Consider the following 22,812-nt stretch of genomic DNA (forward strand, 5'->3'; position numbering starts at 1 on the left):
CAAAAAGTGTGGATATTAAAGAATTGAGAGAAAAACTTGCACCTCCGCAAATTCTTTGGATAATCCCCGCTTTGATTGAACAATGAACAGGCAAAATCAATGAGTGAAGTGACCACTAACGAATATACCGAAGATGGCAAATTAGTACGTAAAGTACGTAGCTTTGTCCGTCGTGAAGGACGTTTAACTAAAGGTCAGGAAAACGCTTTAAAAGAGTGTTGGCCAACAATGGGGATAGATTATAAAGATGAACTGTTAGATTGGCAGGAAGTATTTGGTAATACTCACCCAGTTGTTCTGGAAATTGGTTTTGGTATGGGCGCATCTTTAGTTGAAATGGCTAAAAACGCACCAGAAAAAAACTTTATAGGTATAGAAGTACATAGCCCGGGTGTTGGTGCATGTTTAAGCGCAGCTCAGGAAGCGAATGTGACGAATTTACGAGTTATGTGCCACGATGCTGTTGAAGTGTTTGCCAACATGATTCCTGATAGTTCGCTTGATACATTACAGTTATTCTTCCCTGACCCATGGCATAAAAAACGTCACCACAAACGTCGTATTGTTCAGTCTCAGTTTGCAGAGATGGTTCGTCAGAAATTAAAAATTGATCAAGGCATTTTCCATATGGCAACGGACTGGGAAAATTATGCTGAGCATATGATTGAAGTGATGAACCAAGCGCCTTGCTATCAAAATATTGCGACGGACGGTGATTATATTCCTCGTCCAGAAGATAGACCATTAACCAAATTTGAAGCACGTGGCCATCGATTAGGTCATGGTGTGTGGGATATTAAATATAAACGTATCTCTTAATCGTTTTTAACTTACCCACTACTCTGTTTAAGCGTATTTATGCGATATATAAACTTTGCTAGTGGGTATATTGGTTTAAAAAATAGTATAGGCAAGGAGGCCTGTTGTTAAGTAGGTAGAGATTTCAATGATTGTCATCTACGCTGCTTTATCACTACCTATCGAGCTATCATCTACGATGATCAGCTCTACTTGAGGGTAATCATGTCCACTTCAAGCACCTCAACTCATATTAGCCCCACCCAAGATGAACTGATTGATATTGTTAATGACGCAAAGTTATACATTGGCAAAGGCAAGGTTGCGGACTATATACCGGCTTTAGCGCGAGTATCTAACAACAAACTAGGGATTGCTGTCTGTTTACCTAGTGGTGAAATAGTGAAGGCTGGTGATGCTGATGAAACCTTCTCCATCCAATCTATTTCTAAAGTATTGTGTTTAACGTTAGCAATGGCACTGTATAAACCGGAAGAAATGTGGCACAGAGTCGGTAAAGAGCCGTCTGGTCAGGCTTTTAACTCAATGATCCAGCTAGAGCTAGAGCAGGGGATTCCGAGAAACCCGTTTATCAATGCTGGAGCAATAGTCGTCTGTGACCTTTTGTTCAGTCGTTTATCTGCCCCTAAGCAGCGGTTGCTTGAGTTTGTGCGTCAGTTGTCTGGTGATCAACATATTGTCTATGACAAAATTGTTGCCGCCTCAGAAATGATGCACAGCGACAGAAATGCTGCGATCGCCTATCTAATGCGCTCGTTTGGTAACTTTAATAATGATGTTATCCCTGTGCTTAATAACTATTTTCATGCATGTGCGCTAAAAATGAGCTGTGTTGAGCTTGCGAAAACATTTAGCTATCTTGCCAATGATGGTATCTCTTGCCAAACCAACCAGAGAGTTGTCTCTTCTTTGCAAACGAAGCAGCTCAATGCGCTATTAGCAACCTGCGGTCTTTATGATGGTGCGGGAGACTTCGCTTACAGAGTGGGTGTACCCGGTAAATCAGGCGTTGGTGGCGGTATTATTGCAGTTATTCCAAGAGAGATGACCATTGCGGTATGGTCTCCAGAGCTTGATAAATCAGGAAACTCGATGGCTGGTACTGCGGCGTTAGAGATGCTGACGAGTAAGTTAGGAAAATCCATTTTTTAGTTGACTGAACTCATCTGTAGAAACGCTTCACAAGGCAATGCAAAATACGACTTTGCCTTGTGATTTATTTCCAATAGAGGTGAGGTAGGCTTAAAACTCGCTCTCCATAAAGCATTCTAACAAGTCATTGAGAAACAAGCGTCCTTTCTCTGTTACCTGCCAAGCAAACTCACTTTCTGATAAGTAGCCTTCTTCTATCGCTTGGCTGATGGTTGGCTCAATAGAGCTTAAGGGGAGGCCAGTAAAATTAACGAAATCTTGTTTCGGACAAGGTTGCAGTAAGCGGAAACGATTAATGAAAAACTCAAATGGTCGGTCACTCTCTGCTACATCGGTTTCGCTATCTAAATAAGGTTTTACCATGTTTAAGTAGCCGCGAGGATGCTTAACTTTGGTAGTACGGATGATTCTTCCATTGGTAAAACTGAGTTTTCCGTGAGCACCACAACCAATACCGATATAATCACCAAACTGCCAATAATTAAGATTGTGCTGACATTGGTATCCAACTTTACTGTAGCCAGATATCTCATACTGTACATAACCTGCCTGAGCTAATTTTTCATGGCCTTGTTCAAATATTTCCCAGAGCTTATCATCATCAGGAAGAGTCGGTGGCTTTGAATGAAACTGAGTATTTGGTTCAATAGTTAATTGATACCAAGATAAATGAGGTGGCTGAAGCTCAATAGCTTTATCTAAATCGCTGAGCGCTTGTTCAATACTTTGATCAGGTAGTCCGTGCATCAGATCTAGATTAAAGCTGTTCAGTCCGATTTGGTGAGCTAAATTTGCCGCTTTAACCGCTTCTTCACTACCATGGATTCTTCCTAAACGTTTAAGCTTCTGTTGTTCAAAACTTTGTACTCCAATGGAAATTCGGCTAACTCCATTTTTGCGGTACTCTTTAAAGCGTTCTGCCTCAATGGTGCCGGGGTTGGCTTCCATGGTGATCTCAATATCACTTTCAAAAATAAAGCGCTTTTCTATTGCTGAAATCAAGCGGCCGATCTGTTGAGGCGATATTAGACTAGGTGTGCCGCCACCAATAAATATTGAGTGAAGGGGACGTTTACTCTGCTGTAATTGATAGCGCTCAATATCCGTATCTAGATCTTCAATCAGAGCATCAATATATTGATGCTCTGGAATGTCGCTTTTCAGCGCATGGGAATTAAAGTCACAGTATGGGCATTTTTGAATACACCATGGGATATGAACATATAGACTTAGCGGTGGCGGAGTTAACGGCATTTAGTTTGCTTCTGCTAATGTATTGAACAGCTGCTTAAGGGCTTTGCCACGATGCGAGAGTTTTTTCTTCTCCGCAGCATCTAGTTCAGCACTTGCGCATTCAGATTCTGGCACCCAGAATATTGGGTCATAACCAAAACCGTTGCTACCGTGCTGTTCTGTTAAAATCCGCCCCTGCCACTTTCCATGACAGACGATCGGTGTAGGATCATTCTCATGCTTCATTAGCACTAGAACACAATGGAACCGAGCTGTTCTTTGTTCTTCAGGCACTCCCTCAAGCTCAGTGAGCAACTTTTCTAAGTTAGCTTGATCAGTTGCGCCTTCTCCTGAATAGCGTGCTGAGTAGATACCAGGAGCGCCTTGTAGGTAATCTACTTCTAAACCTGAATCATCTGCAATAGCGGGAAGCCCAGTCTCTTTTGCGGCGTGCCTTGCTTTTATGATGGCATTTTCAATAAATGTTGTGCCTGTTTCTGCAACATCGGAGACATTAAACTCACTTTGTGCTTTTACATCAAAACCAAAGTCAGTCAGCAGTTGAGCCATCTCTTTTACTTTACCTTGGTTGCCTGTCGCTAAGACGATTTTTTTCATTATGTTATTTCACTAGAGTTAAATAATATCAGTGCTAATCACTTTAGGATCAAATGTATATTGGCGACTTGCTAATCTATCTGTTTGACCATTTTATTTATGTGTATAGCGTAAAAAGCTCTCATATGAGAGCTTGAACAATATCAGGAATGTGAGAAGGAGAGTGAATCCGCACCTGTTTATGACGGCCTAACTCTCCTTTTTCAATCGCAATGTTTTTCTTTGCTACTTTGAACTGTTTAGACAAATATTTCGTTAAATGTTCATTTGCTTTGCCATCTATAGGTGGTGCTGTAATGGCGATTTTTAGTTCTTCGCCATGCAAACCGATCATTTTGTCTCGGCTTGCCTTTGGTTGAACATAAAGTCTCACAATTAGATCATCACCTTGGATGACAGCAGCGTTCATTATAGCTGAAACCAAACAGGTCCAACAAAATCGCCCATTAAGAAGTTGGCAAACTGAAGTGCAATAAATAAAACTAATACACTTAAATCAAACCCACCCATGGCTGGCAGACGGTTTCTAATCGGTGCGAGCATAGGCTCGGTTAACTGGATAAATACATACTCTATAGGGCTTCGGCCTTGGCTTATCCAGCTCATAATTGCTCGAAGTAATAATACCCAAAATAGAAGACCACCTGCCGCTTTTAATAGTGAAAGTAAACCTAACAGTAGGAAGCTAATATCCAGAACTGCGCTGCCACCAGAGGCGATCATTACGATGGCAACAAATTTCACTACGCATAACAGGTAGGCAAAAACCAAGGTGGCTAAGTCTATACTTCCAAGGGATGGAATGATGCGGCGTAGCGGCCCAACCACTGGTTGTGTCGCTTTAACGATAAATTGAGAAAACGGATTATAAAAATCAGCTCTTGCGGCTTGTAACCACATTCTCAATAGCACCACCATAATATATAGATCGAATACGGTGGAAATCAGAAAGTTCATTGAATTCATTGTTTACCCTTGTTATCTCTTAGGCGATGTTTAGAAGAGTTTTTCCATCTCTTCTGCGCGTAATACCGCCGCTTGCATAGCTTTTGCAACGGTTTCAGTTAATTGATGTTCGTTAAATGTTTTTAATGCTTCGGCGGTTGTACCGCCTTTAGATGTTACCTGTTCTCGCAATGTTGACAGCTCTACTTCTGGGTTGGCCTCAACCATTTTTGCCGCTCCCAGTGCTGATTGTTGAACGAGCAATCTAGCGGTCTGCTTGTCAAAGCCTTGTGCCATCGCTTCGTTATGCATTGCTTCCATAAATAGGAAAAAATACGCAGGTGCACTGCCTGACGCTGCAATGATGTTGTTTATATCCGACTCTTTTTCAACCCAACAGATTTTCCCCACGGCTTCCATTAGTTTGCCTGCGAAGTTTCTGTCTGACTCTGACACTTTTTCTGTGGCATATAAGCCACTCATGCCTTGTGATAATAGTGCGGGTGTATTAGGCATCACTCTTACAAGGTTGACGTCACAATCTAGAAACTCATTCAGTCGTTGGGCTGAGATTCCTGCCGCGATAGAAATAACTAATTTGTTAGAGAAGTCGATATCCGTTAATGCACCACAAACTAACTCCATAATTTGCGGCTTTATTGCAAGAACAATAACATCTGCTTCTTCTGCGGCTATATGGTTATCCTCTTCAGTATGGATGCCATACAAAGATGTTAATAGATCTCTCTGCTCTTCATTCGGGTCAGTTGCAGTAATATTGGTTGCGTTAAAACCGCTAGCGGTAAGACCTGAAATAATGGAGCGACTCATATTTCCAGAGCCAATAAAGGTGACTTTTCTGTTTTCCATAGACTGACTTCTCCTTGAATTTATTATGATTTTTTTGAGTAATCTCTTGCACCGAAAATGGCAGTACCGATGCGTACTATCGTGCTACCAGCCTTAATCGCTGCCTCCATATCCCCTGTCATCCCCATAGATAATGTATCAATGTTGGGGTAGCTCTCTGCCAGTCTATCCTTCAGTTTCGCCAGTTGGCTAAATGCAGCAAGTTGTGAAGAGTAGTCGCTTACATTCGCAGGAATAGACATCAACCCTCTTAACGTAAGGTTAGGTAGTGAAGAAATCAACTCAGCAAGCTGAAATATTTCTGATTCATTTATACCTGACTTAGATGACTCTCCACTAGTATTAACTTGAATGAGCACTTGTAGAGGAGGTAGTGTATCTGGTCTTTGATCATTTAACCTTTGTGCTGTTTTATTTCGGTCGATAGAGTGAACCCAATCAAAATGCTCGGCAATTTGTCTAGTTTTGTTTGACTGTATTGGACCAATAAAGTGCCAAACAAGTTGAGAGGCTTTATCATGCTGAGAGAAATGACGGACTTTTTCTACGCCTTCTTGAGGGTAGTTCTCTCCGAAATGAAGTTGGCCTGCGGCAATAGCCTCTTCAATGGCTTGGTTTGGTTTGGTTTTACTGACGGCTAAAAGCTGTACCGAGTTTTCAATACGGCAGCATTTATTTTCAGCAATACGAATCTGATTGGTGACCTGTTCAATATTTTGTTGAATACTATACATAATTAACTTATTCGAGGAACGGTTATGGATATCTCTGAGTTACTTGATTTTAGTGTAAAGCATAACGCATCAGATCTACATCTTTCTGCGGGTGTTCCCCCTATGATACGTATTGATGGCGATGTAAGAAAGCTCGGCGTGCCTGCTTTGGGACATTCTGAAGTTCATCAAATGATTTTTGACATTATGACTGACGCACAGAAAAGCGAATTTGAAGGGAAATTAGAATTAGATTTTTCTTTTGAGCTGCCAAAAATAGGCCGTTTTCGTGTCAACGCCTTTAACCAGAACCGAGGTTGCTCAGCGGTATTTCGTACCATTCCAAATGAAATCCCTACTTTAGAGCAGTTGGATGCGCCGGATATTTTTCATTCGATAGCAGAAATGGAAAAGGGGCTGGTACTTGTCACAGGGCCTACAGGCTCAGGTAAGTCTACAACGCTGGCGGCTATGGTGGATCATGTTAATCGACGTTTTAATAAACATATATTAACCATTGAAGATCCAATTGAATTTATTCATAGCAATAATAAGTGCCTGATAAACCAGAGAGAAGTGCATAAAGATACGCACAGTTTTCAGGCTGCATTGCGATCGGCGTTACGTGAAGACCCGGATGTGATTTTAGTGGGAGAGCTTCGAGATCAAGAGACTATTAGCCTCGCTTTAACCGCAGCAGAAACGGGACATTTGGTCTTTGCTACTCTCCATACCAGCTCGGCGGCAAAAACCGTTGACCGTATTATTGATGTATTTCCGGGAAGTGATAAGTCCATGGTGCGGTCAATGCTATCAGAATCATTAACCGCGGTGATTGCTCAACGTTTACTAAAACGAGTTGGGGGAGGACGGGTGGCTTGTCACGAAATTATGATGGCAACACCCGCTATTCGAAACTTAATACGTGAAGACAAAGTTGCGCAAATGTACTCTATTATTCAGACTGGTGCCGCTGCGAATATGATGACCATGGAGCAAGGGGCGAGAAAACTGATTTCGCAAGGACTGGTTGATGCGGAAGAGGTGAGTAAAAAAATAGAGATGGACTATAAGACATTTAGCTAAGGGTGATGGTTGGCATGAAATTAAAGGAATTGTTGTTGGAAATGGAAGCCAAGAAAGCTTCTGATATTTACCTCACGGTAGGCGCACCTTGTCAGTTAAGAGTGAATGGTGAGCTGCTTTCGTTAGGTGATCCTCTTGATGGTGATAAGGTCTATCAACTTTTAGATAGCACTATGGATGTTGAACGTAAACAACAATTTCTTGTCGATAAAGAAGCAAATTTCGCCATTGCGCAAGATGAAAGTCGATACCGCATCAGCGCTTTCTTCCAAAGGGAGCTACCTGGTGCGGTTATCCGGCGTATAGAAACCAGAATCCCTACATTTACCGAACTAGCACTACCTGAGACATTAAAAAATTTGGTGTCTCAAAAGCGGGGGTTAGTTTTGATTGTAGGGGCGACGGGGTCTGGCAAGTCAACCACATTAGCAGCCATGACTGGGTATCGTAACAAGCAAAAGTCAGGTCATATTCTAACGGTAGAAGATCCCATCGAGTTTGTTCATCAACATGAAAAATGCATTGTTACTCAGAGAGAGGTTGGCCTAGATACTGAAAGTTACGAAGTTGCCTTGAAGAACTCTCTTCGGCAAGCACCCGATGTGATTTTAATTGGTGAAATTAGAACACGGGAAACCATGGAATACGCCATGACGTTTGCTGAAACCGGGCATTTATGTATGGCGACATTGCATGCTAACAACGCCAATCAAGCACTTGAGAGAATATTGCATTTGATGCCGAAAGATCGACGAGAGGCGTTTTTGTTTGATTTATCCAATAATCTAAGGGGGATTGTCGCGCAGCAATTGATTATGGATAGTGACGGAAAAAGTCGGCAAGGGGCATTTGAGATATTACTCAACTCATCTCGCGTATCTGATCTGTTGCGTCGTGGTGAACTGAATGAGTTAAAAACCACCATGGCTAAGTCTAACGAAATGGGAATGATTACTTTTGATCAATCACTCTTTCAGTTAGTCGTAGAAGGGAGAATTAGTGAGCAAGATGCTTTACATCATGCAGACTCCGCTAATGATTTGCGTTTAATGCTTAAGCAAAATAGCGGCACAATAGCGTCGTCTGGTTATTTGGATGGCGTTAAAATTGATATGGACTAGTGCTGTGACCACAACTGTTCAAACCAACTTTCTAAAATAACAACGGCAGATTGGCAGTCAACATTACCTTTGGTTAAGGCTTTGTAGCCGCCCATTTCAAACAGCTCCGCTTTAGCCTCCGACGTTGACAACCTCTCATCGTGTAATTCAACAGGGAGACCAAATCGGCCATGAAGTCGGTTGGCAAATTTCTTCGCACGTGGTGTGATACTTTCTAAGGCATTACCATATAGATCTGCTGGCAGGCCCACGACAATAAGGTCTGGCTGCCACTCTTTTATCTGCTTGCCAATGTCGTCCCAGTTTGGAATTCCGTCGTTTGCTTTAAATGCTTTGAGTGGTGATGCAGTGCCTGTAATCTCTTGCCCTATGGCTGAACCGATACTTTTTGTACCATAATCAAATGCCATAATCGTCTTGGACATCTTTATTCCTTAATACCTGTTGTTTTATTCTGTTCCATCGCTCTGTTACGCATGCCCAGCATCGATGGAGAGTTGCGCTGGGTTAACACCTAGCATTTGTACCGCTTTGCTCCAGCGCTCTTCAATTGGGGTATCAAAAATAACACTCGGATCCGCCTCAACGGTTAACCATGAGTTTTCAGCAAGCTCTTTTTCTAATTGTCCCGCAGTCCATCCAGAATAACCAAGAGCGACAATATAGCTGTTGGGCTCGGCTTCTGTACCCAAGACGCTGAGAATATCCTTGGAGGTTGTTACGCTTATCTTATCGGTCATTTGAATGCTGGATTGGTAGTTATCCTTGGGCTCATGAAGAATAAAACCACGGTCTTCTGATACTGGGCCGCCATTTAAGACCGACATCTGCAAGCTTTCTTTTTTAAGTTGTGGATGAGTTGAGTCAACATCGACTCTCTCCAGCATATTGCCAACCGTAATATCTATCGGCGCATTGACGATTATTCCCATTGCCCCATCTTTATTATGCTCACACAAATAGATCACGGAGCGATGAAAAAAAGCGTCTTTCATTCCGGGCATAGCGACAAGAAAATGATTGGATAAATCCATACTAACTCCTGCACATTATAAAACGGTTGAGAAGATTAGGCAGTGCTAGCCTGCCTAAAACAACGATTAACTTATCTAGAGCTATCGACTTACCTAAAGCCCTTACTTGCCTAGGCGACGCTCAATAGCATCCATTAATTTACCTGTAACAGAGACATCGAATGCCGCTTCGATTTCACGGATACAGGTTGGGCTTGTGACATTAATTTCTGTTAGCTTGTCGCCAATAACATCTAAGCCAACAAAAATAAGTCCTTTTTCTTTAAGTGTAGGCGCTACTGCTTCAGCTATCTTAATATCTGTCTCACTTAGTGGTCTCGCTTCACCTCGGCCGCCCGCTGCTAGGTTTCCTCGGGTTTCACCTTTGGCTGGTATACGAGCTAAGCAGTACGGTATTGGCTCTCCATCTACCACTAATATTCTTTTATCACCATTGGTAATATCTGGCACAAAAGTTTGGGCCATTGCATAGTTTTGACCGTGGTTAGTGAGTGTCTCAATGATGACGGACACATTAGGATCGTCTTTTTTCACTCGGAAGATTGAAGCACCTCCCATACCATCAAGAGGTTTTAAAATGATGTCACCATGTTGCTCTTTAAAGGCTTTAATTTTTTCTGCCTTGCGAGTCACGACGGTTGTCGGTGTTAACTCTGGGAACCACGCTGTAAATAATTTTTCATTACAATCTCTTAAGCTTTGTGGCTTATTTACGATCAGAGTGCCTTTTTCTTCAGCTCTTTCCAGAATATAAGTGGCGTAGATAAACTCGGTATCAAAGGGAGGATCTTTACGCATTAATACGGCATCAAGTTCTGATAACTCAATTGTTTGCTCTGATTGGAACTGATACCAGTCGTTCGGGTCTTCTTTTAAGGTGACTATTTTTGTGTCAGCAATGGCCACACCTTGATCTAAGTGCAGATCATTCATTTCAATATAATGAATTTCATAGCCACGTCTTTGCGCTTCAAGCATCATGGCAAAGCTAGAGTCTTTTTTTATATTAATGGACGAAATAGGGTCCATTACTATGCCAAGTTTGATCATGTTTATCTCCGTTTAGCCAAGATCGCCAAAGCGAACTTGTAGTGCAGTAATAGCAGTAAGGGCGGCTGTTTCTGTCCTTAATACTCTAGGCCCCAGCAATGTTTCCTCAAACTGGTACTGTTCGGTCATTGATATCTCCTCTGCGGAGAGGCCGCCTTCAGGGCCAATCAGTAACCGAACTTTCTCCATAGGTTGTGGAAGGGTATTGATAGAGTACTTCGCTCTTGGGTGTAAGTTTAATTTTAGTGCACCGTCTTGTTCTGCGCACCACTGTTCTAATTTCATTATTGGCCGGATTAAAGGGATATTATTTCTACCGCACTGTTCACAAGCTGCGATGGCTATTTTTTGCCATTGCAGCAGTTTCTTCTCAAAACGTTTAGCATCCAATTTTACGCCACAACGCTCGGATATTAGTGGAGTAATAACATTAACGCCCAGTTCCACCGACTTTTGAATAGTGAATTCCATTTTGTCTCCTCGAGAGACAACTTGACCTAAATGAATATTTAAAGGGGATTCACTGCTTTTCTCTATTTGCTCAAGCACATTTGCTTGAACCGTTTTTTTGTTCACTTCAATTATTGTTGCAGGAAATTCATTGCCACTACCATCAAATAGCACAATATCTTGCTGTGGCTTCATTCTTAGAACTCGACCTATGTGAGCACTTGCTTCATCGCTAAGGGTTATATTACCTAGCTGGTGGATGAGTTCTGGATGATAGATTCGAGGTGTTCGCATTGCTGGTTATTCCTGCATTAGATAGTTATTGCATTGTATAACATGGATGCAAAATAGAGAAAAACAAGGGGGACCTTCTAAGCAAATTGTTCTTATTTATAGGAAAACATTTAGTGGCTTTCTATTCCTGAAAATTTGAGCAATTGCTGACATTGGCGACAGTGATAGCTGGCTTTATTGGTGCGCACTTTATTGTGTCGTCTTATTGTTAATGCGTGCATTTGGCACTGGCAGTGATACTCAAAGGTACGGCCTTGTACTGAGCTGATATCAAATGAGTGTGTGGTTTTAGCTGGGGAGGAGAGTACATCTTCCATCATCGCTTTCCACTCAGTTCCATGTGGTCGTACTTTGCCAAATTTTTGGAAAGTCAGTAAATGCGCAAGTTCATGGGGAATGACTTCATTAATAAAGGCTAAAGGATTTTCTCTGAAAAGAACGGGGTTGAGACGAATGTGCCACTGTTGTAAGTAGGCTTTCCCTGCTACTTTTCCTCGTAATTTGAAGCCGACTGATGGGACGGGTATCTTGTTCCCTAACTGGTTTTCTGCGAGATGAATATACTTTATTAGTGCTTTATTGGCGTAGTAATAGAGGTCGATATTGCTCATTGAGCCCCCTAAGACTAGATAGAACAATATAAAGAAGGCCCTCGATTGAGGGCCTTCTTTATTATTACAAAATTATAAACCAGCAAACTCTTTAATTAGAGCGGCTTTATCAGTGGCTTCCCATGGGAACTCTTCGCGACCAAAGTGTCCATATGCAGCTGTTTTTTGGTAAATCGGTTGCAACAGGTTCAACATTTCTTGAAGACCATAAGGACGTAAATCAAAGAACTGACGTACTGCTTCGATAATGATGTCATGAGATACTTTTTCAGTACCAAATGTCTCTACCATGATGGACGTTGGATCCGCAACACCAATAGCATAAGACAGTTGGATTTCACAACGATCGGCTAGACCCGCAGCGACAAGGTTTTTCGCCACGTAACGTGCGGCATATGCGGCACTACGATCCACTTTTGAAGGATCTTTACCAGAGAATGCACCACCACCGTGACGAGCTGCGCCACCATAAGTATCTACGATAATTTTACGACCAGTTAAACCACAGTCACCCATTGGGCCACCGATAACAAAACGGCCGGTTGGGTTAATAAAGAAGTTCGTCTCTTTTGTTAACCACTCTGAAGGAAGAACCGGTTTGATGATCTCTTCCATTACCGCTTCACGAAGATCCGGAGTAGAAATAGAGTCACAGTGCTGAGTTGATAATACCACAGCATCAATTCCAACAATCTTACCTTGATGGTATTGGAAGGTTACCTGAGATTTTGCATCTGGACGCAACCATGGTAGTGAACCATTCTTACGAACTTCCGCTTGTTTTTGTACTAACAAGTGAGAGTATGTAATTGGCGCTGGCATCAAAACATCGGTTTCATTTGTTGCGTAACCAAACATAATACCTTGGTCGCCAGCCCCTTGTTCTTTTGGATCGGCTTTATCAACGCCTTGGTTAATATCTGGAGACTGTTTACCAATGGTATTCAATACTGCACATGAGTTGGCATCAAAGCCCATATCAGAGTGTACATAACCGATATCGCGTACCGTTTCACGAGTGATCTCTTCAATGTCTACCCATGCAGAAGTAGTGACTTCACCACCAACCATGACCATACCTGTTTTGACGTATGTTTCACAGGCGACACGTGCTTTAGGATCTTGCTCAATGATTGCATCAAGTACAGCATCCGAAATCTGATCGGCAATTTTATCTGGGTGACCTTCTGATACAGACTCAGAAGTAAAAAGATGCTTAGCCATATGTGGTAGCTCCAAGTTGTTGATTAGAAGACGTATAACACATCTTCAAAAATTACGTATAGAGAAACAGCAGCATGATTGATTGCTGGGTGTTTCTACATCTAGACGTCTATTCTAGTTTTTAAGGCAAAAAATACAAGTTTTTTTTGCTATAACTGAGAATCATTCCAAATAACAATAATTATTATTTCGGATAATGAACTGGGTTAGTGTATTTAGTAAGGCTATATAAGTTATCCCGCTCTAAATGACGATGGTCTAACTTTGTCATGATCTGTTATTTGTTAAATTGTGCTTGATGGACGATAAACAGGGGTTGAAATCGATTGCAGTCCTAATTTTGCTTTGAGAGAATAGCGCCGCTGATTTGTTCGCAAATAATCAGTATGTTTCCCCTTATATTGAAACCGCTTATGCACTCAGGAGCAGACATGTCGTCTCAAAAACAATTAGCTAATGCAATCCGCGCGTTAAGCATGGATGGTGTACAAAAAGCCAACTCTGGTCACCCTGGAGCCCCTATGGGAATGGCTGATATCGCAGAAGTCCTTTGGCGTGGTCATATGGACCACAACCCACAAAACCCACAGTGGGCTGACCGCGACCGCTTTATCTTATCTAACGGCCACGGCTCAATGCTGATTTACTCTTTGCTTCACCTGACTGGCTATGAGCTGTCTATTGATGATTTGAAAGACTTCCGTCAACTTCATTCTAAAACACCGGGTCACCCAGAATATGGTTACGCTCCGGGTGTTGAAACCACAACGGGTCCTCTAGGCCAAGGCATCACAAACGCTGTGGGCATGGCATTGGCTGAGAAAACACTGTCTGAGCAGTTCAACAAAGAAGGCCACGACATTGTTGACCATAACACTTATGTGTTTATGGGAGACGGCTGTCTGATGGAAGGTATCTCTCACGAGGCGTGTTCTCTGGCGGGTACTCTAGGTCTTGGCAAGCTAATCGCGTTCTGGGATGACAACGGCATCTCAATCGACGGTGAAGTGGAAGGCTGGTTCTCTGACGACACACCTAAGCGTTTTGAAGCGTACGGCTGGCACGTAATTCCGGCAGTAGATGGTCACGACGCAGCAGCAATCAATGCGGCTATTGAAGCGGCGAAGGCAGAGACAGGCAAGCCAACGCTTATCTGTACTAAGACCATCATCGGTTTTGGTTCACCAAATAAATCAGGTTCACACGACTGTCACGGTGCACCTCTAGGCGCTGAAGAAATTGCAGCAACACGTAAAGAACTTGGTTGGGAGCACGGTCCTTTTGAAATTCCGTCGGAAATCTATGCAGAGTGGGATGCGAAAGAAGCAGGCGCAACTAAGGAAGCAGCGTGGGATGAGAAATTTGCAGCTTATGAAGCAGCATACCCAGAGCTTGCAGCAGAATTCAAACGCCGCGTAAACGGTGAGCTACCAGCAGAGTGGGAAGCAAAGACCTCTCAAATCATTGCTGACCTACAAGCAAACCCTGCCAACATCGCGTCTCGTAAAGCGTCACAAAACGCACTAGAAGCGTTTGGTGCTATGCTACCAGAATTTATGGGCGGCTCTGCTGACCTTGCACCATCGAACCTGACAATGTGGTCTGGCTCTAAATCTATCACGCCAGAAGATGCATCAGGCAACTACATCCACTACGGTGTGCGTGAGTTTGGTATGACGGCGATTATGAACGGTCTTGCGCTTCATGGTGGCTTTGTTCCTTACGGTGCAACTTTCCTAATGTTTATGGAATACGCACGTAACGCACTGCGTATGGCGGCTCTGATGAAGGTTCAGAACATTCAGGTTTACACTCATGACTCCATCGGTCTGGGTGAAGATGGTCCGACTCACCAACCGGTAGAGCAGGTATCTTCTCTTCGTCTGACTCCGAACATGAGCACATGGCGTCCATGTGACCAAGTAGAATCAGCGGTAGCGTGGAAGTTTGCTATTGAGCGTAAAGATGGCCCTACATCGCTTATCTTCTCTCGTCAGAACCTAGCTCAACAACCTCGTAGCGAAGCACAAGTTGCGGACATTGCTAAAGGTGGTTATGTACTAAAAGATTGTGATGGCAAACCTGAGCTAATTCTGATTGCAACAGGCTCAGAAGTAGAACTTGCAACAGAAGCGGCAGCTCAGCTAACAGCAGAAGGCAAGAAAGTACGCGTCGTATCCATGCCTGCTACTGACGTGTTTGACAAGCAAGATGCAGCTTACCGTGAAGCAGTACTGCCTTCAGACGTAACCGCTCGTGTTGCTGTTGAAGCAGGAATTGCTGACTTCTGGTACAAGTATGTTGGTTTTGACGGCCGCATCATCGGTATGACAACCTTTGGTGAGTCAGCTCCGGCAGGCGAACTCTTTAAGATGTTCGGCTTTACCGTAGAAAACGTTGTCGATACAGCGAAAGAGCTACTGGCTTAATCCATCACCTTTCAGTGCTTCTTTGAGCACTGACGTGAATACTGTAAAAACCGGAGATCTTAGGATTTCCGGTTTTTTTATTGCGTTTTATTGTTGAAAAACTGAGCCTAGTTGCCGTGCGAAAGCCAGAATAATCGGTTAGTATCCCACTCTAAAGACAATAATAATTAGGCAAAAAAATGCTAAAAGTTGCAATTAACGGTTTTGGCCGTATTGGTAGAAATGTACTTCGTGCCCTATACGAAAGCGGAAAAAACGAGCAGATAAAAATTGTTGCAGTGAATGAACTGGCTCAGCCTGATGCGATGGCGCACCTGTTGCAATACGATACCAGCCATGGACGCTTTAGTAAGAAAATATCGAATGATCAGCAGCACCTGTTTATCCACCACAATAATGGTGAGTTTGATTCAGTTCGAATACTTCACTTAGCTGAAATTGAACTGCTACCTTGGCGAGATTTGGAAGTAGATATAGTGCTAGATTGCACCGGTGTATACGGCGATAGAGCCGATGGCCTACAGCATATCGCCGCGGGTGCAAAAAAAGTGCTATTTTCTCACCCAGGTGGTCATGATATCGATAACACCATTATTTATGGTGTGAATCAAAGTACCTTACTTCCTGAACACAACATTGTTTCGAATGGTTCATGTACTACCAACTGTATCGTACCGGTAATAAAGGTATTGGATGATGCGTTTGGTATTGAGTCTGGTTCTATTACCACTATCCACTCTTCTATGAATGATCAACAGGTCATTGATGCCTACCATTCAGATCTGCGCCGTACCCGTGCTGCCAGCCAATCAATTATTCCGGTTGATACCAAACTTCATAAAGGCATTGAAAGAATATTTCCGAAATTTTCTAACAAATTTGAAGCTATTTCCGTCAGAGTTCCCACTGTTAACGTTACTGCGATAGATTTAAGTGTCACAATTAATGCAAATGTGAAAGTTAATGACGTAAATCAAACCATAATAGAGGCATCTCGGTGTACATTACGTGACATTGTTGACTATACTGAATTACCTTTGGTTTCGATTGATTTTAATCATGATGCGCACAGCGCGATTGTAGATGGAACGCAGACCAGAGTTAGCAACGGTCATCTAGTAAAAATGTTAGTTTGGTGCGACAACGAGTGGGGTTTCGCCAACCGAATGCTGGATACCGCATTAGTTATGTTGCCATGTGAATAAATGAATTTGGGATTAAAGTGAAATTTTTCTTGAAATTAAATTACATAATCCCCACATAGGTAGCAGTTAAAGAATTTCTATGTTTGGCATGATGCTGAGCTGTTTAAAACTTTATATTTAATTGAGAGGACAAACCATGTCTGTAATCAAGATGACCGACCTGGACCTAGCAGGTAAACGTGTATTTATCCGTGCTGACCTTAACGTACCAGTAAAAGAAGGAAAAGTGACTTCTGATGCTCGTATTCTAGCATCGTTACCAACCATTAAGCTTTGTTTAGAAGCTGGTGCTAAAGTAATGGTGACATCTCACTTAGGTCGCCCAACTGAAGGTGAATACGCTGAAGAGTTCTCTCTACAACCTGTTGTTAATTACTTAAATGACGCTTTAGATTGTGACGTTAAGTTAGCAAAAGACTATTTAGATGGTCTTGAGCTCAACACTGGTGAATTAGTTGTTCTTGAAAATGTTCGCTTTAATAAAGGCGAGAAGAAAAATGAAGAAGAGCTATCTAAGAAATACGCGGCATTGTGTGATGTATTTGTTATGGATGCATTTGGTACGGCTCACCGTGCTCAAGCTTCTACGCATGGCGTAGGTACTTACTCACCAGTTGCATGTGCAGGTCCTTTACTTGCAAATGAACTAGAAGCTCTTGCTCAAGCAATGGACAAACCAGCTCGTCCAATGGTTGCTATTGTTGGTGGTTCTAAAGTATCAACTAAGTTAACGGTTCTAGAATCACTATCTAAAGTAGCAGATCAGCTTGTTGTTGGTGGTGGTATTGCGAACACGTTTATCGCAGCATCTGGCCACAATGTTGGTAAATCGCTTTATGAAGCCGATCTTGTTGATACCGCGAAGAAACTGATGGAAGAGTGCGCTATTCCTGTTGCTACTGATGTGGCTTGTGCTAAAGCGTTTGATGAAAATGCAGAAGCTATAATCAAAGATGTATCAGAAGTACAAGATGACGATATGATTTTTGACCTAGGTCCAAATAGCTCAGCTGAATTGGCTGAAATTCTTAAAAATGCAAAAACCATTCTTTGGAACGGTCCAGTAGGTGTTTTTGAATTTAAGAACTTTGAAGCTGGTACGGAATCTATTTCAAAAGCAATCGCAGAGTCAGAAGGCTTCTCTGTTGCTGGTGGCGGCGATACTTTAGCTGCTATAGATAAATTTGGTATCAAAGCTGATGTTTCTTACATCTCAACAGGTGGTGGCGCTTTCCTTGAATTTGTTGAAGGTAAAGTACTTCCTGCTGTAGCGATGCTTGAAGAGCGTGCTAAAGCATAAATATTGAAGTGAACGGGAATAATTATTCCCGTTTTTACGTTTGCTGCGCTAGGTTTTATTGATAGAATGCCGCTGCGTAGGGAGCAAACGTTTGCAAGATTCGCAAGAATTCATTTAAAACGACAGAAAATAGGACTCAATCCATGTCTAAGATCTTCGATTTCGTAAAGCCAGGTGTTATCTCTGGTGAAGACGTACAAAAAGTATTTGAAGTTGCTAAAGAAAATAACTTCGCTTTACCAGCTGTAAACTGTGTAGGTACTGACTCTGTAAACGCAGTACTAGAAGCAGCGGCGAAAGTAAAAGCCCCTGTTATTGTTCAGTTCTCTAACGGCGGTGCTGCTTTCTTCGCAGGTAAAGGCCTTAAGCTTGAAGGTCAAGGTACGCAAGTACTTGGTGCTGTTGCTGGTGCAAAATATGTACACGCAGTAGCTGAATCTTACGGTGTGCCAGTGATTCTTCATACTGACCATGCAGCTAAGAAACTTCTTCCATGGATTGATGGTCTTCTGGATGCAGGTGAAGAGTTCTTTGCTCAAACAGGTAAGCCTCTATTCTCTTCTCACATGATTGACCTTTCTGAAGAGTCTCTAGAAGAGAACATCGAAATTTCTGGTCAATACCTTGCTCGCATGGCGAAAATGGGCATGACTCTAGAAATCGAATTGGGTTGTACTGGTGGTGAAGAAGATGGCGTTGATAACTCTGATATGGACGCATCTGAACTATATACTTCTCCTGAAGATGTAGCGTATGCATATGAAAAACTAAACGCTATTAGCCCTAACTTCACTATTGCAGCATCATTTGGTAACGTGCACGGTGTATACCAAGCAGGTAACGTTGTACTGACTCCAACTATTTTACGTGACTCTCAAGCATATTGTGCTGAGAAATTTGGTATTGCACCAAATGCACTAAACTTTGTATTCCACGGTGGTTCTGGTTCTTCTGAAGAAGAGATTCAAGAGTCTATCGGTTACGGTGTTATCAAAATGAACATCGATACTGATACTCAGTGGGCTTGCTGGGATGGTATCCGAGTGTACGAAGCGGCTAATCGTGAATTCTTGCAAGGTCAAATCGGTAACCCAACAGGTGAAGCGGCTCCAAACAAGAAGTACTATGATCCACGTGTATGGCTACGTGCTGGTCAAGCGTCTATGGTTACTCGTCTTGAGAAAGCATTTGCTGACCTGAATGCGGTTGACGTGCTATAAGCAGCTCTCGCTAATTAGATTTAATTTAAGAACCGCTCATTAGAGCGGTTTTTTTTGTCTTATCAAAAATTATGTTGCCGTTTACTGTAATTAGTCTGGATTTTATAGCTTTAACTGGTTTATCTTATTTCAGTAGAAGTTAGCTAATTTAGTGAAAAAGGATTTACAACTAATAAAGGTAGAATTATGGCAGATGAAAATATAGTAGTAACAGAGGTTGCAGAGAGCTTTTCTTTAGCAGAGCGTTGGTTAAGCAATAATTCTGATCTTCTGGTTCAGTATGGTGTAAACATTATTTCGGCCATACTGATACTCTTCATTGGTAACATTGTAGTAAAAGCGATCGCCAACAGTGTTGCTAAGGTACTTAAAAATAAACAGATGGATAAAGCGGTAGTTGATTTTATTCATGCATTAGTTCGCTATCTGCTGTTTATTATCGTTCTTATTGCCGCATTAGGCCGAGTCGGTGTACAGACTGCATCTGTGGTTGCGGTTATCGGTGCTGCAGGTTTAGCTATTGGTTTGGCTCTTCAGGGCTCATTATCAAACTTTGCCGCCGGCGTATTGATTGTGGCATTTCGCCCGTTCAAAACGGGTGATTATGTTGAAATTGGTGGTGTTGCGGGCTCTGTAGATTCGATTCAGATCTTTCAAACTATTCTAACAACACCGGATAATAAAATGGTTGTCGTACCTAATGGCTCAGTTATTGGCGGTGCTATTGTCAACTATTCTCGTCATGATACCCGAAGAATCGATCATGTCATTGGTGTCTCTTATAATGCAGACCTGCAAAAAACCAAACAAGTTATATTGAGTGTTTTAGAAGCTGATGATCGAATTTTAACGTCGCCAGGTATACAAATTGGTGTGTCGGCGCTGGCGGACTCCTCGGTTAACTTTGTTGTGCGTCCATGGTGTAAAACCGCAGATTACTGGAATGTCTATTTTGATTCGCTGCAAGGTATAAAAGAAGCGCTTGATAAAGAAGGAATTGAAATACCTTTCCCACAAATGGATGTTCACCTGAATAAAGCGGATTAGAATACACTTAATCGTTATTGATTAAATGCTATAGAGTTAAAAGGGCCATAAGGCCCTTTTTTAGATCATGTGGATGGTATTAGGAAGCTGACTGAGGAGCGCTGGTAGATCGGAACCTGCGAAAGAAAAGGTTTTTTCTGGGTATGCAGGGGTGTACAAAATCTCATCTTTTTCTATCATCTCTTGATCGATGATCATAGGTATCTCTTCTGGTAAACCAAATGGACATACAGCCCCAGATAAACAGCCTATTTCCGCTGTCATCTCTTCTGGAGTACAGATAGATACTCGTTTTCCTAATGCATCTTTAACGGCTTTTTTATCTAAGCGTTTATCTTTTTCGGTTAATAGCAATGCGAAACCGCCACCTTTAATTTTAAGAAAAAGACTTTTACTCATTGTGCCTGTCATTCCTAATTCTTTTGAGACTCTTTCATCCGTGGCAAAGTCACGGATAGGTTCGTGTTGCCACTCTTTATAGGCAATATTATTGCGTTGAAAAAGTGATAGGTTGAATTGATAAATTTCGTCTAAACGTTCCATTAAAAATATTGTTCCCAAAGAAGCTTTGTTAAAGAGAGTGCAACAACAAACATGATCATTGCGACAACAAAATCGATAGATTTTTTTACTTTTGGCTTTGAAAGAGTTGGAGCAAGTTTTGCTGCTCCTAGCGAAAGCCCATAAAACCAAACCAGAGAAGAGAGCGCTGTTCCAATTGCAAACGCTATGCGATCGTTTCCTTCAAATTGCCCACCAATAGAGCCAAGTATAACTACAGTATCTAAATAGACTTGTGGATTGAGTATGGTTACAGCCAATGCCCCCATAATAACGGCGATTCGACCCTTTGCCACGGAGGACGATTTTTTTTCGTTAGATTGGCTATTAAAGGCGTTTCTTAAGGAAAGGTAACCATAAAAAGTGAGGAATAGAATGCCTCCTACAGTTACGCTGGTGAGCAGTGTTTCATTTTGTGACAATAGTGCTCCGCCACCAAATATACCCGCGGAGACCAATATGATATCCAATATACTGCATAAGGTTGCCGTCGTAATATGATGTTGGCGATTGATGCCTTGATTTAATACGTAGGCATTTTGTGCGCCTATGGGAATGATCATTCCAGCGTTTAAACCAAATCCTTGTAGCAATATCCAAAAACTCACAGTGTTCCCTTCTTCATGTAGTGTCTACTTTTGTATTAACGTATTGATATAGAGTATTGAAAAAATATTAATAATTATAACTAATAATTCTTATTGATAATAAGTTTTGCTTATAATGTAAAGTGACAGAGCAGAAGATTAAGGAAAGTTATGAGAGGACTAGATTATCGCTGGATTGAAGCATTAGATGCCATTATTGAGCAGCGAAGTTTTGATAAGGCTGCAGAGGAGCTCTGTATATCACAATCAGCAGTATCGCAGCGAATTAAACAGTTAGAGAAATGGTTAGCACAACCAGTTTTGATTCGAGAGCAACCACCTAGAGCAACCGATGCAGGAAAGAAGTTGTTGGGTTTGTACCGGCGAGTCTGTTTGCTTGAGCAAGATTTATTGCCAGAGCTGACCCCAGAAGCGAGTGAAAAGCCTCTACCTGTATCGGTGGCAACGAATGCCGATACATTGGCGACTTGGTTATTACCTAGCTTAGCCAATCTGTTGCATTCATCAAAGCTTCAATTGAATCTCATTGTTGAAGACGAAAAACGAACTTTAGAAAAACTACGTAGTGGCGAAGTTGTCGGGGCAATAAGCATTGAAGCAAAACCTATCACAGGTTGTACGGCGGATTATTTAGGTACAATGGAGTATCTATGCGTGGCAAGCCCAGAGTTTTGCCAACGTTACTTTCCTGACGGTGTGTCGAGAGAGTCATTAATGCATGCCCCTGCCGTTGTCTTCAATCAATATGATCAAATGCATGAGATGTTCATTCAGCAACATTTTGGGCTTTCGGTTAGTCATGTAGTAAAGCATACGGTAAGGAGTTCGGAAGCGTTTGTTAAGCTTGCAACTTTGGGGGTTGCATATTGTTTGATACCCAAGCCGCAAATTGTTGATGAGCTGAAAAATGGCGATCTCATTAATATCGTTCCACAGCATACAATTCCACATGAGTTATATTGGCACCACTGGCAGTTGGAAAGTGGTGTTATTGATGAACTTTCCAGTTCTATTATTTGCTTCGCAAAAAAGAACTTGCCTCAAGGTTAAGTTAGAGTTATGTCAAACATCATAGAATTGAGTACCTTCTAGTTTGAATTTGGCTAGTATAGTGACTGAAGTTAGTGAGTACGCTCAAACAGGTATCTCAATATATGCTGAGAAATGAATTTGGCTACGTAAATCGTAGCGCGACTTTGACCGAGTTAACCAATAAGGTATT

General features: G+C 42.0%; 24 protein-coding genes. 10 read left to right on the top strand and 14 right to left on the bottom strand.

Going from position 1 to position 22,812, the window contains the following annotated elements:
- The first annotated feature begins 99 nt into the window (after positions 1-99).
- A complete protein-coding gene (gene trmB, locus CHJ_RS02015) occupies positions 100-819 on the top strand; it encodes a tRNA (guanosine(46)-N7)-methyltransferase TrmB (protein WP_171755244.1) in 720 nt (239 codons plus the stop codon).
- Positions 820-1,050: 231 nt separating this feature from the next.
- Positions 1,051-1,971 (top strand): glutaminase B, encoded by a 921-nt coding sequence (gene glsB, locus CHJ_RS02020; protein WP_317918064.1) that lies wholly within the window; start codon positions 1,051-1,053, stop codon positions 1,969-1,971.
- Positions 1,972-2,061: 90 nt separating this feature from the next.
- Here glsB and hemW read toward each other — a convergent pair whose 3' ends face one another.
- The 6 genes from hemW to CHJ_RS02050 form a co-directional block, all read right to left on the bottom strand.
- On the bottom strand, positions 2,062-3,225 hold the full coding sequence (gene hemW / locus CHJ_RS02025) for a radical SAM family heme chaperone HemW (protein ID WP_317916736.1): 1,164 nt from the start codon (positions 3,223-3,225) through the stop codon (positions 2,062-2,064).
- Positions 3,226-3,822: an XTP/dITP diphosphatase gene (locus CHJ_RS02030; protein WP_171755241.1), complete on the bottom strand. Its 597-nt coding sequence runs from the start codon at positions 3,820-3,822 to the stop codon at positions 3,226-3,228.
- Between the two features lie 121 nt (positions 3,823-3,943).
- A complete protein-coding gene (gene yggU / locus CHJ_RS02035; protein ID WP_171755240.1) occupies positions 3,944-4,231 on the bottom strand; it encodes a DUF167 family protein YggU in 288 nt (95 codons plus the stop codon).
- Positions 4,231-4,788 (bottom strand): YggT family protein, encoded by a 558-nt coding sequence (locus CHJ_RS02040; protein WP_171755239.1) that lies wholly within the window; start codon positions 4,786-4,788, stop codon positions 4,231-4,233. The genes yggU and CHJ_RS02040 overlap by 1 nt, the downstream gene beginning before the upstream one ends.
- 30 nt (positions 4,789-4,818) lie before the next feature.
- Positions 4,819-5,637 (bottom strand): pyrroline-5-carboxylate reductase, encoded by an 819-nt coding sequence (gene proC, locus CHJ_RS02045; protein ID WP_317916737.1) that lies wholly within the window; start codon positions 5,635-5,637, stop codon positions 4,819-4,821.
- Positions 5,638-5,660: 23 nt separating this feature from the next.
- Complete coding sequence (locus tag CHJ_RS02050; RefSeq protein ID WP_171755237.1) at positions 5,661-6,371, bottom strand: YggS family pyridoxal phosphate-dependent enzyme; 711 nt, start codon at positions 6,369-6,371, stop codon at positions 5,661-5,663.
- A 24-nt stretch (positions 6,372-6,395) separates the two neighbouring features.
- On the opposite strand from CHJ_RS02050, the gene CHJ_RS02055 reads away from it, so the two are divergent.
- Positions 6,396-7,436 (top strand): type IV pilus twitching motility protein PilT, encoded by a 1,041-nt coding sequence (locus CHJ_RS02055; protein ID WP_317916738.1) that lies wholly within the window; start codon positions 6,396-6,398, stop codon positions 7,434-7,436.
- 14 nt (positions 7,437-7,450) lie between these two features.
- Positions 7,451-8,557 carry a PilT/PilU family type 4a pilus ATPase gene (locus tag CHJ_RS02060; RefSeq protein ID WP_317916739.1) on the top strand — a complete coding sequence of 369 codons (1,107 nt, stop codon included), beginning with the start codon at positions 7,451-7,453 and terminating at the stop codon, positions 8,555-8,557.
- Here the strand turns inward: CHJ_RS02060 and ruvX are convergent.
- From ruvX to metK, 6 genes are all read right to left on the bottom strand, one after another.
- Entirely contained in the window at positions 8,554-8,982 is a 429-nt protein-coding gene (ruvX, locus tag CHJ_RS02065) for a Holliday junction resolvase RuvX (protein WP_317916740.1), read from the bottom strand. The two genes, CHJ_RS02060 and ruvX, sit on opposite strands and share 4 nt — an antisense overlap.
- Before the next feature lie 45 nt (positions 8,983-9,027).
- Complete coding sequence (locus CHJ_RS02070; protein WP_317916741.1) at positions 9,028-9,591, bottom strand: YqgE/AlgH family protein; 564 nt, start codon at positions 9,589-9,591, stop codon at positions 9,028-9,030.
- A gap of 102 nt (positions 9,592-9,693) precedes the next feature.
- On the bottom strand, positions 9,694-10,641 hold the full coding sequence (gshB, locus tag CHJ_RS02075; RefSeq protein WP_317916742.1) for a glutathione synthase: 948 nt from the start codon (positions 10,639-10,641) through the stop codon (positions 9,694-9,696).
- A 12-nt stretch (positions 10,642-10,653) separates the two neighbouring features.
- Positions 10,654-11,385: a 16S rRNA (uracil(1498)-N(3))-methyltransferase gene (gene rsmE, locus CHJ_RS02080; RefSeq protein WP_317916743.1), complete on the bottom strand. Its 732-nt coding sequence runs from the start codon at positions 11,383-11,385 to the stop codon at positions 10,654-10,656.
- 110 nt (positions 11,386-11,495) lie between these two features.
- On the bottom strand, positions 11,496-11,996 hold the full coding sequence (locus CHJ_RS02085; protein WP_317916744.1) for a SprT family zinc-dependent metalloprotease: 501 nt from the start codon (positions 11,994-11,996) through the stop codon (positions 11,496-11,498).
- A 72-nt stretch (positions 11,997-12,068) separates the two neighbouring features.
- Positions 12,069-13,220: a methionine adenosyltransferase gene (gene metK / locus CHJ_RS02090; protein ID WP_317916745.1), complete on the bottom strand. Its 1,152-nt coding sequence runs from the start codon at positions 13,218-13,220 to the stop codon at positions 12,069-12,071.
- Positions 13,221-13,651: 431 nt separating this feature from the next.
- On the opposite strand from metK, the gene tkt reads away from it, so the two are divergent.
- The 5 genes from tkt (at position 13,652) to mscS (ending at position 20,421) form a co-directional block, all read left to right on the top strand.
- The gene (gene tkt, locus CHJ_RS02095; protein ID WP_317916746.1) at positions 13,652-15,649 is read left to right on the top strand and encodes a transketolase; all 1,998 of its coding nucleotides are present in this window, start codon (positions 13,652-13,654) and stop codon (positions 15,647-15,649) included.
- A gap of 179 nt (positions 15,650-15,828) precedes the next feature.
- On the top strand, positions 15,829-16,854 hold the full coding sequence (gene epd / locus CHJ_RS02100; RefSeq protein WP_171755326.1) for an erythrose-4-phosphate dehydrogenase: 1,026 nt from the start codon (positions 15,829-15,831) through the stop codon (positions 16,852-16,854).
- Positions 16,855-16,990: 136 nt separating this feature from the next.
- A complete protein-coding gene (locus CHJ_RS02105; RefSeq protein ID WP_317916747.1) occupies positions 16,991-18,154 on the top strand; it encodes a phosphoglycerate kinase in 1,164 nt (387 codons plus the stop codon).
- A gap of 143 nt (positions 18,155-18,297) precedes the next feature.
- The gene (gene fbaA / locus CHJ_RS02110; RefSeq protein WP_171755324.1) at positions 18,298-19,374 is read left to right on the top strand and encodes a class II fructose-bisphosphate aldolase; all 1,077 of its coding nucleotides are present in this window, start codon (positions 18,298-18,300) and stop codon (positions 19,372-19,374) included.
- Positions 19,375-19,560: 186 nt separating this feature from the next.
- Positions 19,561-20,421, top strand: a complete 861-nt coding sequence (gene mscS / locus CHJ_RS02115; RefSeq protein WP_171754900.1) for a small-conductance mechanosensitive channel MscS — start codon at positions 19,561-19,563, stop codon at positions 20,419-20,421.
- A 60-nt stretch (positions 20,422-20,481) separates the two neighbouring features.
- On the opposite strand, the gene CHJ_RS02120 is transcribed toward mscS, so the two are convergent.
- The gene (locus CHJ_RS02120; RefSeq protein ID WP_171754901.1) at positions 20,482-20,964 is read right to left on the bottom strand and encodes a YbaK/EbsC family protein; all 483 of its coding nucleotides are present in this window, start codon (positions 20,962-20,964) and stop codon (positions 20,482-20,484) included.
- The gene (locus CHJ_RS02125) at positions 20,964-21,590 is read right to left on the bottom strand and encodes a LysE/ArgO family amino acid transporter (RefSeq protein ID WP_171754902.1); all 627 of its coding nucleotides are present in this window, start codon (positions 21,588-21,590) and stop codon (positions 20,964-20,966) included. Before CHJ_RS02125 ends, CHJ_RS02120 begins: the two co-directional genes overlap by 1 nt.
- A gap of 150 nt (positions 21,591-21,740) precedes the next feature.
- Here CHJ_RS02125 and CHJ_RS02130 point away from each other — a divergent pair, with 150 nt between their 5' ends.
- Complete coding sequence (locus CHJ_RS02130; protein ID WP_317916748.1) at positions 21,741-22,640, top strand: LysR family transcriptional regulator ArgP; 900 nt, start codon at positions 21,741-21,743, stop codon at positions 22,638-22,640.
- Positions 22,641-22,812 lie beyond the last annotated feature (172 nt).

Origin of the sequence: Vibrio sp. MACH09 (assembly GCF_033238805.1) — a bacterium.
In the GTDB taxonomy this organism is placed as follows: Bacteria; Pseudomonadota; Gammaproteobacteria; order Enterobacterales; family Vibrionaceae; genus Vibrio.